Genomic DNA, 15515 nt, shown 5'->3' with positions numbered 1-15515 from the left:
CACTGGGACGGGCTAAAGCCCGCCCCTTAACCAAACGTTATGAGGCTTGATGCTTGTGAGCAGGCGTAGACAACTAAAGGGAATTGCCGCCGGGATGTCCTCAAGCTTCTCGTCAAGATACAACGACATTGATGGCTACTGGGGACTAGGAGTTATTTATCTCTGCGCAGCAGAGGCAGGTCTAAGTAAGTTTCAACTAGACCTAATCAGCGGCGAATCACTTCCATACTTCAAACACTCAAAAAAAGTGGCCGCTCCTTATCTTGAGTACTTGAAGGTACAGACAGAGAGAAAAGGGTTTCACGCTTGGCAGATATGCAAGGCAGTCATAGAAATTGAATTCAACACCATCCCATCCAAGCTAAACTTAATTTTCAAGCGAACGTGGGGCGAGGCTTTTCTCTGCACTGTTAGCATCACAGACGACTTAGGTAAATCCTGGAGCTATCAATATGAAGGGTGGTGCGGGAAACATGACCCCACAAAAGAGCATCGAAGCACTCGCAGGTACGCCTCATAACAAGTGGTTCAAATCGTTCGCTTCGCTCACTGGGACGGGCTAAAGCCCGCCCCTTAACCAAACGTTATAGCGCAATAGGTGTGCAGTGCTAGATTTCAAGATTCTCTATAGGCCAGGAAGTGAAAGTGGTGGATGTAAAGTTCACGAGAGCTATTCCTGTGATTTCACGATTGATGGGAACTCCCTGCTAGAAACCATCATTCGTGCGGCTGGTGGCCACAAAGATTTCCTGGGATGTTTCGCTCGCGGTTGGGCCAACCTAAACGAGCACAGCTTGAAGCAGCTTTTGCTTAGAGAAAGCCCAGAAACAGGATCAGGCAGAAGCTTGATCTATGTTTGCCCTGAATGTGCCGACATTGGTTGTGGGGCATACGGCTGTAAGATCGCCAAGTTCGGCGATACCTACGTGTGGAGCGATTTTGCATACGAGAATGGTTATGAAGAACCCGATCTTATTGAGGGGCTTGGTCCGTTTGAATTCAGTGCTGATAATTATGAGAAAGTCATTCGCGAGGCATATGCGCTATAACAATCGCAGGCACAGCGACAAAATTTCCGCTGCGCTCCAACTTTGCGCGTGCTGCGGGCGTTAAGCGGCCAGGAGCACATATGTGGCTATTCAAGAAGGCCAAAGACCTAAAAAGCCTCTTAGATCATGATCATCGTTGGTCAATGCTTGAAGCAAATGACGAGTCTGGTCCGATGCTTATTCGTATCAACGATTCCGCAAACGATTGGGCCGCGCATCCCAAGCTAGGCATTCGGGTTGGTTTCGCTGTTCCACTGAAATTCCCCAATCCAAGTGGGCTGCCTGAGGCAAATGAGAACGCTGCCCTAGGCGAGGTAGAAGATTTTCTCGTAGATTTAATGGAAAGCACTGGGCCGGCCATACAGGTTCTAGCCATTACTACTGGCACGTTCAAAGAGTTTGTCTTCTATATGCAGAATGCAGAGAATATTGAGTCTGCACACAAGCAAGCCATGACCAAATTTCCAGATTTGGATATACAGTGCTACGGCGAAAGCGATCCCAACTGGCAAGTTTACCGTGATTGGAGGCGCGCTTAACAAAATGGTCAAAACGGACGCAATAGTCTCCGCGCAAATGGCGCATGGCTTCGCTATTTTATGCGCCATTTGCGCTCCGCTACTGCGCCCCTTACCACGGCGTTATGAGTTCAAGGTAGAAGAATGGCTGAGCGCAGAGATGCGAGCGGGCGGCTTACTTTCGATTTCAATGGAATCGAATCTGGGCGGTACCGGAAGATAACCAAAGCCGTTATGTCTGAGTTCGGTTTAGAGCCAGTCGGCGGTAAAACTCGGGGTCTTGATGAGGTCTTTCAAGATTTCATGCGTGGCAATGAAATCGTGGGCTTAGAGTGGGACAACTGGTCTGGCTATATCGTGAATGCCAAAACCAAATCCGCTGAATATTTGGTTCGTGAAATAGCAGGGTATGTCAGTGCCAAATTCAACTCATAACAAGGCCAGGCACGGCGACGTCTTTTTCGTTACGGCTTCGCCTCCACTACAAAGCCGCGGGTGCTGGCGGCGTTATGCACCTTCGGAGTAATACCGTGAAAATCCTGAAGGAACAGACCATCTGCGAATGGAAGAATGTTGCCCCTCAAAAACCAGAAGGCGATTCAAAACTTGGAATCGCTTTAAGTACCATCGGTCAGCTTCCAATTAACGGACTGAGGCATAAACCAAAAAATGGCACTAATGGCTGGTACATATGGTGCGGCATCGAGCTGTGCGAAGCTGACGATTTCTTTTCTCCGTTGCATATAGAACACATCGGCAGCTATCTTCCAGAGGTGACTGGCTATCTTGATCTTCCTGCCGGCTATCGCTTTCAGATCGACGGAAGTAATTTTGAAGACGCATGGTTCGATCCTGAGCTACTCGATGCATAACAACTGGTTCAAATCGCTCGCTCCGCTCGCTGGGACGGGCTAAAGCCCGCCCCTTAACCAAACGTTAGCGGTATATATGAATTTCCACGTATCAGAAAAATACAAACGTAGCGGCAAGCGAAAAACAGTACTCGCCGCATTACTGGTGGTTGGCATAATTTCAGTTGCTGTCTGGGTGTTTATTGTCAGCGAGAGCCTCTATCACAAAATACTATCTGTGGTTCTTGCCTTGCTACTCTCAAAGCATTTGTCCTGCACGTATAAAAACATAAAAAATCATGACTCATCCTATCCGACCGTTTCCATAATTGAGCCTGAAAACAAAATCGAAATATCTCACAACGGCGCTGTTGTGAGCATGTCGTTATCGGATATAGAAAGCCTTAGAATCCAGAGCATTAAAGGTAATGTTAAATCCCTGCTGCTAACCACAAAATCTTTTAGCAATCTACGCTTCGAAGGGTACGAAAATTTGGCAGAAATGGCTGAGCTTCTAAGAAAATACACGCCGGCAGGAAAAACCAAAAATGCCACGTGGTATCACCGCTAGCAAATGGTTCAAGTCGTTCGCTTCGCTCACTGGGACGGGCTAAAGCCCGCCCCTTAACCAAGCGTTATACACAAAGGAGAGCCAATGCCTGACCCAAAGATCAATTCATTTCCTCCAGAAGTGGCTGAGAAACTTCAGTTCTACGTTTACCGATTAATTGACCCTAGAAACGGGGAAACCTTTTATATTGGAAAGGGTAAAGGTAATCGTGTTTTTGCTCATGCTCGTGGTGATATTGAGAGTGACTCGTTGTCTGAGAAAATGACCAGAATACGATCGATCCATATCGCTGGATTTGACGTTGCCCATGTTATTCATCGGCATGGTTTATCTGAAAAATCAGCTTTTGAGGTTGAGGCAGCTTTGATAGATGCTTATCCGGGAATAACCAATATTATGGATGGGCATGGAAATAGTGACTTTGGAACCATGCACTCCTCCGAAATTATAAAGAGGTATTCCGCAGAGGCTGCAAATTTCAAACACAAAGTTTTACTTGTCAACGTTAACCGTAGCGCTCTAGAAGGCTCACTTTATGAGGCTACTCGCTATGCTTGGCGTTTGAGCCAGCAGAAAGCGAGTCAGGCTGAAGTTGTTTTGGCTACAGTTCAAGGTTTAATTGTAGGTGCTTTCATTGCAGAAAAGTGGCTAGAAGCTGTACCAGAAAATTTTCCAGGCAAAGAGGCAGTTGAAGGCCGTTATGGCTTTGTGGGTTACGAAGCACCAATTGAGCTACAACAATTATATATTGGCAAACGCACGCCAGATGAATTTCGTAAGAGAGGTGCGTCTAATCCCATAAAGTACACTTGGTAACAGGAGTGTATAACAAGGTGCTGCATCGGATAAAATCTCCCTGCGGTCGATTTTTCCGCTGAGCATGCCGTTAACTGTCTCGCAGCATCGAGAGCACAATGTCGAATAGAACTGTCTTGGAAAGACTTTTGGTCGAGATAGGCAAGTACGATAGCAATCGGCGGGATCGTGATGCGTTCGCCGGAAGAGTAGCTGAATCAATCGAAGCACTTGATGGTGTGCCTTACTCGGTAATCCAAGAAGGCAGAGATTGGCAGTACAAAATTGAAACAGAGAGTTACTTCGGCGAAGAAGGCTTTGAGTCTAAACTCGACGAAGTGATTCCCAAGCTAAAAAAGTGGGTCAGTGCACTTATCGAGGCCTACAGTTGACAAGGCCAGTCACGGCGACGGTAACTACATTGCGGCTGCGCCTCCATTCCGTAACCGCGCGTGCTGAGCGGCGTTAGAGGCCACATCAATGTCCGGCGCTTTCCGTATCAGACTTATGTTCGAGTGGGGCGGAGGATCTTTGTGGTGCGGCAATGACGCAGCTTTAAAAGAGTTTGATGTCGGCCCAGTGGAAGACAAATTACCCCTGAATGATGTAACACTCGAACGATTAAACGCATTATCTCAGTGGCACGATACCGCCTTAAATTGGGAGTATCCGCCCGATCCAGGTCCTTGGAATCCCGATGAATACAAAAAATTTGAGGCCGAAGCACTCGCTTTTTTAACGGAGCTTCAGGCAGAGCTTGGCCCTAAATTTGAAATCGTTTATGAACCGAGTTAGGTTGCCTCTAACTAGTGGTTCAAATCGCTCGCTTCGCTCACTGGGACGGGCTAAAGCCCGCCCCTTAACCAAGAGTTAGGTTGCAATGAAAGTATGCAGATACTGACCTACAAAAGAACACATACTGGCGACCCCGACTCATCAGGTCGATTTGGCATCAATGACTGTATGGGCCGTATCCGCAATTGGAATTTTGATGCTGTAATCGGTGTCGGTGGTTATGGCTCGGAACCTAGGAGCTATGGCATTGAGGGACGTATAAATTGGGTCGGCCTTAATCCAACCCGTACGCCACATCCACAAGGTTACGGTCAAATCGTAACCTTTGAGTCGTTTGCATTGTTTGAAGAAAAGGGACCACTGCTTTCCGAACTAGCCCCGCTCATAGCACGTCGCATGTACGAAAAACGGGCTCGCGTATTGTTCAAGTCATATTCTTCAATGGAAAAAGCCGAAGCAGAAGCTCTATTGCTATCTTTGCTAGGTAATAGCCAATCAATAACCCCTACCGTCAAAGTGCACCGTAAATGCCACAAGTTAAGAGCTGTAAAAAATTGCCGCGCTGCAACTTAACAAATGGTTCAAACCGTTCGCTGCGCATACTGGGACGGGCTAAAGCCCGCCCTTTAACCAGACGTTAGCGATGGCTCTCTCACCCGAATTAAGGTTGGCATTAGAGGTCGCTGTCTGGATAGTCGGTGTTGTTACTGCGTGGGAGTTAAGAGGTCGACTCAAGCGACGTAACGAGAAACTAGACGCAGAGCTAGCTGACGGACACATGGAGGTATCCATGCTAAGCACCGATACCAATAAAACTGTAAAGAGTACGGCGACCGTTCGGCTCGATCGCGGGCTATACAAACTAGAGATACTGTCAGACGCAGATAGTGATGAAACCGTGGTCGTTCGGAGAACTTTCAAAGACCGGGATGCCTTGGAAGCGTTCTTAAATGAAAACACAAAGTTTAGGCTTGGAGACTTTGTTTGTCGCTAACCATACATTCAAGAGGGACGCGTTGAATCGCGCCCCTTAATTTAACGTTAGGCGGCACATGGCAAATCGTCGAAAGTTGTTGGAGACATGGTCCTTCCCACACGTGCAGCGCTACGGAGTAACACTTGTCGCCCGCTCGGATGCGGCCGCATGCGTCGAGCGCATCTTTGCGGAGGACTGCCGCTTCTACGGCTATGACTCTTTCACGGTGTTACCGGACGGCAAGATCCAGCCACATATGGAATGGAGCCCTAGCTGGAGCCAGGGCGCCACGCCACTGCTTGCCGCTTTACTGGCTGAGTTACAGTTACATCCAGCAGGTGTCACGCACTATGAGTTCGTATTCGAGAGTGCCGCCTAACTCAAGCGTTAAATTGCATGGTGAAGTGTGAATCGCCCTTGGTGCCGTAGTCACTAGATGACCGCTCCAGGCCGTTCTCTGCCGGTGACGACAGACAGAGAGCGGCCGACGCCTGCCAGTCGCGAGCTTCTGGCTTCAGCCAAAACAGCCCGACGCAGCGGTGATGGAGACAGTAACGATTCATTCAGTTTGATGACTTGCCCAGTGCTTCATTTCTTCGGCAATAAAGTGGGTCACCAGCTCCCGGAACATCTTTTCGATTGCATCCGGGCTTAGGCCTGCTTCCTTGGCCCATTCGCGTCGTGTCATCAGCATGGCATTGAATCTATCCGGGGCGCGTACCGAGGCTGCAGAGGTCTTGAATTTTGATGCAGCAAGTACGTATTGAAAACGCCTTCCAAGCAACTGGATGACTACTTGATCCAGGGCATCAATCTCGCGCCGAATGTCCTCCATGCCTGTGCATTCGGCGGGGTTCATCTGGTTTAAGACATCCATGTAGATAGTTCCTTTTTTGACAGATCATGACCTAGAAATGAGCTTTGAGCGGGTCGTATTTATTCAAGAATGATAGGGGGGCAAACCACGCTACTGCTTTGAATAATCAAGCCAAAGCAAAATTAAGCGTGGTTTGTTCATCAGCGTTTTATCAGGATGCCCGCAACGTCTTCAACCCACACAATACAGATGGCGACTCTCAGATGGAGCGCTGGTTTACGCGCTCCATCAGTTGCTCAGCCGACTCCTTGCGTTCCGAATAGCGATCCACCAGGAATTCCTGTCGGTCGCGCAGCAGCAAGGTGAATTTCATCAGTTCTTCCATCACGTCTACAACCCGGTCGTAGAAGGGGGAGGGTTTCATCCGGCCTGCCTCGTCAAATTCCATGTAGGCTTTTGGCACCGAGGATTGATTGGGAATGGTGAACATGCGCATCCAGCGGCCCAGCACGCGCAGCTGATTGACTGCATTGAACGACTGCGAGCCGCCACAGACCTGCATCACCGCCAGGGTTTTGCCCTGTGTGGGGCGGACCGCGCCGAGTTCCAGCGGAATCCAGTCGATCTGCGCCTTGAACACCGCAGACATTGCGCCGTGGCGTTCCGGTGAGCACCAGACCTGGCCTTCTGACCATAGCACCAGCTCACGTAACTCTCGAACCTTGGGGTGTTCGACCGGGGCGTCATCAGGCAATGGCAAGCCGGAGGGGTTGAAGATGCGTGTTTCAGCGCCCAGGTGTTCCAGCAGGCGCGCGGCTTCTTCCACCAGCAAGCGGCTGAAGGAGCGCTCGCGGGTTGATCCATACAGCAACAAGATCCTCGGTTTATGCGAGGCTTGCGACGGATTTTGTACGCCATCTAGCAGGGCTGGATCCAAATTGGGCAGGTGTTCAGACATAAATTCTCCTTAGAGCTTGCCGATTCGATCAAGCTCGGTTTTGAGCTCATCACGGCTTAAGCGGTTGAAGGGCAGTGCGAGAAAGGCTTTGCAGCGTCGCTCTATGTGGGCCAGGGTCGAACGGAAGGCCGCGTCAATCGCGGTTTCGTCACCTGTCACCTCTGATGGGTCTGCAAGCCCCCAATGGGATTTCAGCGCCGGACCAAAATACACCGGGCAGCTTTCGCCAGCGGCTTTGTCACAGACGGTGATTACGATATCCGGCGGGTTATCTTCAAAGGCGTCGTTGCCTTTGCTGTATAAATTTTCAATCGAGATCCCGGCTTCCTGCAAAGTGGACAGGCTGCGGGGCAGTACTTGGCCTTTGGGGAAGCTCCCGGAACTCACCGCCTCGAATCCTTGCGGCGCCAGGTGATTGAACATGGCTTCCGAGAGGATGCTGCGGCAGCTGTTGGCTGTGCACATGAACAGAATTTGCATGGAGTACTCCGGATGTCAGAGGCTCAGGCGCAGGGCCAGGGCCGAAAGGGTGATCAACAGAACAGGGAGGGTCAGCACAATGCCGACCTTGAAGTAATAACCCCAGGTGATGCGCATGCCCTTGCGCTCCAGCGTATGCAGCCAGAGCAGCGTGGCGAGGCTGCCGATGGGGGTGATTTTGGGGCCTAGGTCGCAGCCTATGACGTTGGCGTAAATCATCGCTTCGCGAACAAGGCCTTGCGCATCGCTGGCTTGAATCGACAATGCGCCAATTAACACGCTGGGCATGTTGTTCATCACTGATGACAGCAGTGCCGACAATAAGCCTGTACCAAGGGTGGCACTCCACAAGCCTTGTTCGGCGAGCTGGTTCAGCAGTTGCGCGAGCAGATCAGTCAGCCCGGCATTCTTCAGTCCATACACCACCAGGTACATGCCCAGCGAGAACACAACGATCTGCCACGGCGCTTCACGCAGTACGCGGCGAGTGGATATTTTGTGGCCCTTGGCGGCAACCGTAAAAAGAGTAGCTGCACAGGCTGCAGCCACGGCGCTGATGGGAATGCCCAATGGTTCCAGTGCAAAAAGACCGACCAGAAGTATCAATAAAGTCCAGCCGCCGACGGTAAATGTTGCCTGGTCGCGGATTGCAGCCTTGGGTGCCTGCAGCGCATCCGTGGCATAGCATTGCGGCAGGTCTTTTCTAAAGTAGACAAACAGCACCAACAAGGTCGCGGCGACACTGGCCAGACTCACCGGCACCATCACCGATGCGTACTCGGCAAACCCCAGCCCGAAGTAGTCGGCAGATACGATATTGACCAGGTTTGACACCACAAGCGGCAAGCTCGCGGTGTCAGCAATAAAACCCGCCGCCATAACGAACGCCAAGGTCGCTGCTGGAGAAAAACGCAGGGCTACAAGCATCGAAATGACAATGGGGGTGAGGATCAGCGCCGCGCCATCATTGGCAAACACGGCTGCTACCGCCGCGCCCAGCAGAACGCAAAAGATGAACAGGCGGTAGCCACGGCCCTTGGCCCAGCGTGCTACATGCAGGGCAGCCCATTCGAAAAAGCCTGCTTCATCAAGCAGCAGGCTGATGATGATCACCGCGATGAAGGTAGCGGTTGCGTTCCAGACAATGGCCCACACTGTGGGAATGTCCTGCAGCGATACCGCACCGACTGCTAGGGTAATTAATGCGCCGAGTGCAGCGCTCCAACCGACGCCCAGGCCTTTAGGTTGCCAGATGACAAGCACGAGGGTTAAGACGAAGATCGCGACCGCTACAAACATTGAAGTCTCACTTGGTTGGGGTTCAGCAGCAGGCCGTTTCGCGGACGGGGCGACCATCCATGCTCAGCAGGCGTGTGGCGTTGTCCTTGAGCCAATGGGCGTTGGCGCTGGAGGTCAGTTGCAGCATCTGTAGAACCCAATCTGGAAGGTCCGGGTTGAGGCGGTAATAGACCCACTGACCCTGACGCCGATCAAGCAACAGGCCATTGCTGCGCAGTTGCGCCAGGTGGCGGCTAATTTTTGGTTGACTCTCGTCCAGCGCGCACATCAACTCGCAGACACAGAGTTCACCTTGGTCAGATATAAGCAGCATGGCGCGGGCCCGGGTTTCGTCGGCCAAACTCTTGAACACCTCGGGAGGCTGGATCATGTGAATTGCTCTTTATATATGGATATCCGAATATACGGATTTTCATATATAAGGTGCAAGGCATAAATTCAGAGCGGCCCTCACTGTGGGCAAGGTTTAATGTCAGCAGGACAGTGCTCGTGGGGCTCAAGCCCGGTGAAATAATTGTTTGCCGGGTGGTGAGCAACTACTCTGTGTGCCTCGCATTGTTGGATGAGGAAATACTGATGAGTTGGTCTGCACAGCAGTACTCGAAGTTTGAGCAACAACGAACTCGGCCTGTTCGCGACCTTGTCGCTGCAATTGCAGCCAACGATGTACGCCGCGCCGTCGATTTGGGCTGCGGCCCAGGCAACTCGACTGAGGTGCTGATGCAACGCTATCCCCATGCCGCTGTAACCGGTATCGACAGTTCCGAGGATATGCTGCTCAGTGCTCGCCAGCGTCTGCCACAGCTTGATTTCAAGTTGGCAGACATTGCTGCGTGGCAGCCGGCTCAACGTTTTGACCTGATCCTGGCCAATGCATCGCTGCAATGGCTGCCGGATCATGCCGGGTTATACCCGCACCTGATTGCCCAACTGGAGTCAGGTGGGACCTTGGCAGTGCAGATGCCAGATAACCTCGCTGAGCCTGCCCATGTGCTCGCCCGCGAAGTTGCTATGCAAGGGCCTTGGGCCGACAAGATTGGTGACGTCAGGCATAACCCGCGTCACTCGGCGAGCTTCTATTACGAGTTATTGAGCCAGCATTGCAGTGCGGTTGATGTCTGGCATACGACCTATTATCACCCATTGGCCGATGGGCATCGGGCTGTAGTGGAATGGTTCAAGGGCACGGCGCTGCGTCCGTTTTTAGCCAAGTTGACGCCAGCAGAGCAGGGCGCCTTTCTCGATGATTATCTGGCTCGAATCAGCCAGGCTTACCCGGCATTGGCTGATGGCACTGTGTTGCTGCCGTTTCCACGGTTGTTTATCGTCGCTCAGCGTTGACTATTCCGCGAGCAGGTGTGGAGGCGGGTCGAACCATGTTTTGCTCTGTAGATCAAACTCTGCTATTTTTGAGTCTGTAGATTGTTAGCGGGGTGATGTATATGGCCGCAGTTATCCAGACTCAGGACTTTTCCAAGAGCCAGTGCGTAGCAGGGCTGCGAGCGGCGTTGAATATTCTCGACAAGTGGCAGGCATCGGCCGAACAAGCCTGCCGGGTACTGCGCATCTCGCGGAGCACCTACACCAGGGCCAGGCAAAACGACTCCGAGTGGACAGTCGGCCTCGACGCTGACCAGATGCAACGCATTAGCTTTGTCCTGAACATCCATGCAGCGCTGCGTCTGGTGTTCGACAACCCTGAAAACGTCTATGGCTTTGTCTCGATGGCCAACCGCAACGAGTTCTTCAACGGCCGCGCACCGCTGGACATCATTGCCCAGGGCGACATGATTTCGCTGTACGAGACATTCCGGCGCATTGATGCGTTGCGCGGTGCCCAGTGGTAAAGCTGGACAGCCTTGAGGTCTTGGGCGGCGAAGATTTACAGCTGTATCGCTTGGTCAATTCCAAGTTTCCGCCCATCGACTTGTTCGATGATGTCGCCGATGCGGCTGACTTCGAGACCATTTATCAGCTGCAAGCACTTACCAATCCGAGATTGCTCAACGAAATCGGTCGGCTGGAGTTGATCGCGCGCAGCGAGATTCCGTTTGGTATCACCGGCTGTTCATACGCAACAGCGCCATTTACCCATGTGAACCCGGCGGGCTCACGCTTTAGCGACGGCAGTTTTGGGGTCTTGTACCTGGCGGACAAGATGGATGTGGCCATTGCCGAGGTGCGTCATCACCAAGGGCTGTATTGGGCGAACGTCGAGGGTCTCAACTACGAGCGCTTTGTCTTCAGGGGGCTGACGTGCACGATCTCCGATGCAGGGATGCGTGATGCGACCAAGGTGCCGCTGTCGGACCCCATATATGCCCCTGACGATTACACCCAGGCTCGCCAGCTTGGACTGCAAGCTAAACAGAACAGCTGTCCGGGCTTGCGCTATAACTCAGTGCGTTCGCCTGGCGATATCTGTTGGGCACTGCTGACGCCACGACCTGTAGCGTCAATCATCCAGGCGGCCCACTACGAGATGGTCTGGAATGGGCACATCATCAGCGTCAGCCGGATTAGCAAGCTTTGAACCGGGCCGGTTCAGGCTTGACTCGCTTGACCAGCAGCAACTGCTGGTAGTTGTCGAGCCGCTTGAATATCCGATGAGTGATGCAGCCGACTACTGCGCCTGAGACGTGGCGATCAAGGTCAGCGAGCGCCGCCGTGATGTAGAGACATCGCGCAATTATGTCGAGCATCGTGCAGGGTTTTCCTCAATCAGCTAGCGTCATTTTATTGAGCTGGGCTACCTACGACTGATTTCCCGCAGTACCTACACCTTGATCAACCAACAAGCCCCTGCTTGGGCCGCGACGCGGTTTGGCTCGTCATCAGCTAGTTTTGGGGCAGCAGGGTTGTTGGATTTTTTCAGGTATTTGTAACGGATTATTTGCCGCAGGTGCTGAAACCCAATAACCTAACCAGCAAGTCAGGTTTTTGTGTTCAAAAGCTCACCCAGCTCAGAAAAAGCGTATTGAACCATCAAGCTTGCAATACATAAGCAAAAGGGCAGGCCGATAACTGCCCAGAGGATGATTTATGTCCAACCGTGATATATCCCGGCGTTCGTTCCTGCAGGGCGGGCTGGTAGCAGGCGTCAGCGTGACGCTAATGCCACTCGGCAGCAAGGCCATGGCGGCCTTGATGGAAGACAGCGTGACAGTACCGTCCGAGCAATGGCTCGGCAACAATGGCAAGGCGCGCTCGCGTAATGATGCCTTGTCCAAGGTGTGCGGCAGCAAGGTCTTTGCCCGTGATATTCGGGCAAAGGACATGCCGGGTTGGCCTGAGCAACAAGGCCATGCCATGTTGCTCAAGACCATCAAGGCCGACCATATATACGCTGGCATGGATCTGTCGTGGCTTGGCGCCGAGTTGCAGCCTGACCGGATAGTTACCGCCGAAGATTTGGTCAACGATGGCATTGTTTTCCCCGAGGAGCATGCGCCCGATCCACTGTTGCCTGCAGGCAAGGTGCCCATGTTTATTGGCCATCCCGTGGCGATTCTGATCTGGAATGACTTCGAGCGCTTCCGTCAGGCCAAGCTCAAGCTCAAGTTTAATGACAAGGCGATTCGCTACGGAGCCAAGGCGCCGCTGTATCAAACCGATCCCTACGGTAGTTTCCGCTATGTACGGGTCGGCGGGGCGACATCCGCGGATGAGGACGAGTTCGCCAGCCTCAAGGATTCAATCCTGTTCCCGATGCTGCGCAACCGCCGCCCGGTGTGGAACTCCCAGCCGGACCTGCATGGCAACCTGACCGAGCGCGGCCTGTTCTATGCCGAGCGCATGAAGCAGCAGATCGACAAGCCGGCAGATGACTGGCTGGTGTTTGATGAGCGCTACAAGACGCCGTCGATCGAGCCTGCCGCCATGGAGCCCGACAACGGCAATGGCTGGTTCGACCCAGCGAGCAAAACCCTGCATTTTGTAGTCGCAACCCAGTGTCCGCATGAGGCTGCCACTGAAACTGCGAAGATGATTGCGCCATCGCGTTTCGGGCTGGCCAAGCTGAACATGCACCCCGGCTACACCGTCGGCTACGGCTCCAAGGACCACAATATCTTTGTCTACTACGCAGCGCTTGCGGCCTTGTATGGCGCGGGTGTTCCGGTACGCCTGGCGAACGATCGCTATGAGCAGTTCCAGAGTGGTATCAAGCGTCATCCATTCGATATTCGATACCAGTTGGCGGTCGACAAGAACGACTACAGTTTCAAGATTTTTCGCGCTGAGATGACTGTCGATGGTGGTGGACGGGCCAACTACAGCCCTTCGGTGGCGGCAGTTGGCGCCACCGCAGCGCAGTCGATCTACTACATGCCGCAGAACGACTTGCAGGTGACGGCCTATCACTCACGCGCGGTCGAGGCCGGGTCAATGCGCGGTTACGGCACGCTGCAGAGCATGGCGTCCACCGAGATGATGGTCGACGAAATTGCCGGGCGTTTGGGCATTGATGCGATTGATCTGCGCAAGAAGAACGCCATGGTTTCGGGGATGAAAAATACCCAGGGCGCGGTGCCTGCTGGTGCGTTGCGCCTGCATGAAATCCTCGACAAGGCGGCGCTGCATGAGGTCTGGAAAAATCGCGATGCGCTCAAGCAACAACGTGAGGCGCAAGATCCGGATCACTTGTACGGCGTGGGTTTCGCCATTTGCCAGAAAGACTTTGGTACCGGCTCCGAGGCGCCGATGGCCAGCATCGAGTTTACGGCCGAGGGGCACATCAGCCTGCGCCACATCGGAATTGAAATCGGCACTGGCATGTCGACATCCCAGGCGCTGGTCGTTGCTGATTTTCTCGGCATGCCAGCCACTGAAGTAAAAACCGGTGAGACCGAGTGGAAGGAGCTGCAGCTCACCAGCGGCGGTAATCCCTACACCATGAGCCAGGCCGAGCAAGACAGTTTCTTGCGCAACCCGCGTTGGGTCGGCAAGCTGGCTTCGGCCTCGTCGGCAACCAATTCAGCCTACTACTTTAGCCACGCCACTCGCGAAGCAGCCCGAGTCCTGTTTAACCATGGCCTGTGGCCTGCTGCGTTGCAGATATGGGGGCAAGGCCCGTATGGCGGCCAAGCCAACCCATATGTGGTGCGCCGTGAAGATGCGCATTGGGTTGATGGCAAGCTCACCGCCAACGGCATGCAACCACTGAGCTTTGCCGAGCTGGCAAGACACGCGCATGAGCGCGGTCTTGTCACTGGCGCGACAGTGCACGGTTTTAACCGTTGGAGCTGGGCCGAGGCCGAGTTCAGCATTGATGGCGTGCGCGAGCGCTTGCCTCTCGATGGCTTGGCGGTGAAGTACGGCGATGGCGCAGCGCAGGTGAAAAAGGCGCAAATGAGCAGCGCTGGTTTCCACCTGCTAGACCGCCAGAATGTGCATTACCCGGACACCCAGCTCAATAACGCTGCAGTGACTTACTACAGTCCGGTGGCGACCCTGGTAGAGCTGAAGGTGAACAAGGGCACGCATGAGGTGCAGGTCCTTAATCATCACTCCTGGGTCGAATGCGGCCGGGTGTTGGTTGAAGAGTTGGTCAAGGGCCAGCTTGAAGGCGGGATCGCCATGGGCATCGGTCACGCACTGATGGAGGAAATGCCGCTCTATGAAGGAGGACCGGGAGAGGGTGACTGGAACTTCAACCGCTACCGTTTACCCATGTCGCGCCATGTTGCGGTCTGGAAGCAGAGTGCAGAAATCCTGCCGCCGCTGTCGGCGAGCGATCCATCTAAGGGCATTGCCGAAGTGGTGATGATTCCGGTTGTCGGCGCAATCGGCAACGCCGTCGCCCACGCCATTGGCAAGCGCGTCCGCGACCTGCCGATCACTTCTGCACGCATCAAGGAGGCCCTCAATGGCTAATCGTCCGCTGCAACTGACCCTCAACGGTAAAACCGTGGACTCGGCGGATATCCCCGATGACCTGCCGATGATCGATTACCTGCACGAATATAAAAACCTCACCGGCTCGCGTCTGGGCTGCGGCCAGGGTATCTGCCATGCCTGCGTGGTGATCGTCGACAATCCCGACGGCACCAGCGAAGAGGTACGCACCTGCATTACCGGCGCGCATTATTTTGCAGGGAAAAAGGTTCGCACCATCGAAGGCCACGCCAGCCGTGATGAACAGGGTAAGGTTACCGAGCTGAACCCGATCCAGCAGCGCTTCGTCGATGAGTTTGCCTTCCAGTGCAGCTATTGCGCCCCGGGCTTCGTCAATGCCGCGACCTTGTTGGTTGAGAAACTTCAGCGCAAGCCGATTGTTAATAGCCAGCTCGAACAAGTCATTGAAGACAGCCTTGGTCATCACATTTGCCGCTGCACTGGCTATGTTCGCTACTTTAGTGCGACGCGCAATGTACTGACCGATCTCGGCCTGGTCAGGGAGGGGTGA

Annotated in this window: 21 protein-coding genes; 15 read left to right on the top strand and 6 right to left on the bottom strand. The window is 53.3% G+C overall.

The window, feature by feature from the left end; genetic code table 11:
• Positions 1-605: 605 nt before the first annotated feature.
• From AACY26_RS00530 to AACY26_RS00485, 10 genes are all read left to right on the top strand, one after another.
• Positions 606-1049 (top strand): hypothetical protein, encoded by a 444-nt coding sequence (locus AACY26_RS00530; protein ID WP_339509894.1) that lies wholly within the window; start codon positions 606-608, stop codon positions 1047-1049.
• A gap of 80 nt (positions 1050-1129) precedes the next feature.
• Positions 1130-1588 (top strand): DUF695 domain-containing protein, encoded by a 459-nt coding sequence (locus AACY26_RS00525; RefSeq protein ID WP_339509892.1) that lies wholly within the window; start codon positions 1130-1132, stop codon positions 1586-1588.
• Positions 1589-1711: 123 nt separating this feature from the next.
• On the top strand, positions 1712-2002 hold the full coding sequence (locus tag AACY26_RS00520) for a hypothetical protein (protein WP_339509890.1): 291 nt from the start codon (positions 1712-1714) through the stop codon (positions 2000-2002).
• Positions 2003-2097: 95 nt separating this feature from the next.
• Positions 2098-2439, top strand: coding sequence for an immunity protein Imm33 domain-containing protein (locus AACY26_RS00515; RefSeq protein WP_339509888.1), 342 nt, complete (start codon positions 2098-2100; stop codon positions 2437-2439).
• 76 nt (positions 2440-2515) lie between these two features.
• Positions 2516-2989, top strand: coding sequence for a hypothetical protein (locus tag AACY26_RS00510; RefSeq protein WP_339509886.1), 474 nt, complete (start codon positions 2516-2518; stop codon positions 2987-2989).
• A gap of 84 nt (positions 2990-3073) precedes the next feature.
• A complete protein-coding gene (locus AACY26_RS00505; RefSeq protein ID WP_339509883.1) occupies positions 3074-3805 on the top strand; it encodes an LEM-3-like GIY-YIG domain-containing protein in 732 nt (243 codons plus the stop codon).
• Between the two features lie 98 nt (positions 3806-3903).
• Positions 3904-4176 carry a hypothetical protein gene (locus AACY26_RS00500; protein WP_339509882.1) on the top strand — a complete coding sequence of 91 codons (273 nt, stop codon included), beginning with the start codon at positions 3904-3906 and terminating at the stop codon, positions 4174-4176.
• Between the two features lie 88 nt (positions 4177-4264).
• Positions 4265-4579: a hypothetical protein gene (locus AACY26_RS00495; protein ID WP_339509880.1), complete on the top strand. Its 315-nt coding sequence runs from the start codon at positions 4265-4267 to the stop codon at positions 4577-4579.
• A gap of 93 nt (positions 4580-4672) precedes the next feature.
• A complete protein-coding gene (locus tag AACY26_RS00490; protein ID WP_339509878.1) occupies positions 4673-5152 on the top strand; it encodes a hypothetical protein in 480 nt (159 codons plus the stop codon).
• A 479-nt stretch (positions 5153-5631) separates the two neighbouring features.
• Positions 5632-5934 (top strand): hypothetical protein, encoded by a 303-nt coding sequence (locus AACY26_RS00485; protein ID WP_339509876.1) that lies wholly within the window; start codon positions 5632-5634, stop codon positions 5932-5934.
• A 180-nt stretch (positions 5935-6114) separates the two neighbouring features.
• Here the strand turns inward: AACY26_RS00485 and AACY26_RS00480 are convergent, their stop codons facing one another.
• The 5 genes from AACY26_RS00480 to AACY26_RS00460 form a co-directional block, all read right to left on the bottom strand.
• Positions 6115-6432, bottom strand: a complete 318-nt coding sequence (locus AACY26_RS00480) for an isochorismate lyase (protein WP_339509874.1) — start codon at positions 6430-6432, stop codon at positions 6115-6117.
• A gap of 199 nt (positions 6433-6631) precedes the next feature.
• Positions 6632-7330, bottom strand: a complete 699-nt coding sequence (gene arsH / locus AACY26_RS00475; RefSeq protein WP_339509872.1) for an arsenical resistance protein ArsH — start codon at positions 7328-7330, stop codon at positions 6632-6634.
• Positions 7331-7339: 9 nt separating this feature from the next.
• Positions 7340-7810, bottom strand: a complete 471-nt coding sequence (locus AACY26_RS00470; RefSeq protein ID WP_339509870.1) for an arsenate reductase ArsC — start codon at positions 7808-7810, stop codon at positions 7340-7342.
• A 15-nt stretch (positions 7811-7825) separates the two neighbouring features.
• Positions 7826-9109: an arsenic transporter gene (locus AACY26_RS00465; protein ID WP_339509868.1), complete on the bottom strand. Its 1284-nt coding sequence runs from the start codon at positions 9107-9109 to the stop codon at positions 7826-7828.
• A 22-nt stretch (positions 9110-9131) separates the two neighbouring features.
• Positions 9132-9479: a metalloregulator ArsR/SmtB family transcription factor gene (locus AACY26_RS00460; protein ID WP_339509866.1), complete on the bottom strand. Its 348-nt coding sequence runs from the start codon at positions 9477-9479 to the stop codon at positions 9132-9134.
• 206 nt (positions 9480-9685) lie between these two features.
• On the opposite strand from AACY26_RS00460, the gene tam reads away from it, so the two are divergent.
• The 3 genes from tam (at position 9686) to AACY26_RS00445 (ending at position 11642) form a co-directional block, all read left to right on the top strand.
• Positions 9686-10450: a trans-aconitate 2-methyltransferase gene (gene tam, locus AACY26_RS00455; protein WP_339509863.1), complete on the top strand. Its 765-nt coding sequence runs from the start codon at positions 9686-9688 to the stop codon at positions 10448-10450.
• Positions 10451-10551: 101 nt separating this feature from the next.
• Positions 10552-10956, top strand: coding sequence for an antitoxin Xre-like helix-turn-helix domain-containing protein (locus AACY26_RS00450; protein WP_339509861.1), 405 nt, complete (start codon positions 10552-10554; stop codon positions 10954-10956).
• A complete protein-coding gene (locus tag AACY26_RS00445; RefSeq protein WP_339509859.1) occupies positions 10950-11642 on the top strand; it encodes an RES family NAD+ phosphorylase in 693 nt (230 codons plus the stop codon). The genes AACY26_RS00450 and AACY26_RS00445 overlap by 7 nt, the downstream gene beginning before the upstream one ends.
• Here AACY26_RS00445 and AACY26_RS00440 read toward each other — a convergent pair.
• A complete protein-coding gene (locus AACY26_RS00440) occupies positions 11629-11811 on the bottom strand; it encodes a hypothetical protein (RefSeq protein ID WP_339509857.1) in 183 nt (60 codons plus the stop codon). The two genes, AACY26_RS00445 and AACY26_RS00440, sit on opposite strands and share 14 nt — an antisense overlap.
• A gap of 340 nt (positions 11812-12151) precedes the next feature.
• Here AACY26_RS00440 and AACY26_RS00435 point away from each other — a divergent pair, with 340 nt between their 5' ends.
• Together AACY26_RS00435 and AACY26_RS00430 are read left to right on the top strand one after the other, a co-directional pair.
• On the top strand, positions 12152-14983 hold the full coding sequence (locus AACY26_RS00435; RefSeq protein ID WP_339509855.1) for a xanthine dehydrogenase family protein molybdopterin-binding subunit: 2832 nt from the start codon (positions 12152-12154) through the stop codon (positions 14981-14983).
• On the top strand, positions 14976-15515 hold the full coding sequence (locus AACY26_RS00430; protein WP_339509853.1) for a (2Fe-2S)-binding protein: 540 nt from the start codon (positions 14976-14978) through the stop codon (positions 15513-15515). The genes AACY26_RS00435 and AACY26_RS00430 overlap by 8 nt, the downstream gene beginning before the upstream one ends.

Source organism: Pseudomonas sp. RL_15y_Pfl2_60, from assembly GCF_963970595.1.
In the GTDB taxonomy this organism is placed as follows: Bacteria; Pseudomonadota; Gammaproteobacteria; order Pseudomonadales; family Pseudomonadaceae; genus Aquipseudomonas.
The sequence above is the reverse complement of the archived record's forward strand: the minus strand, read 5'-3'. Positions and strand labels throughout refer to the sequence as shown.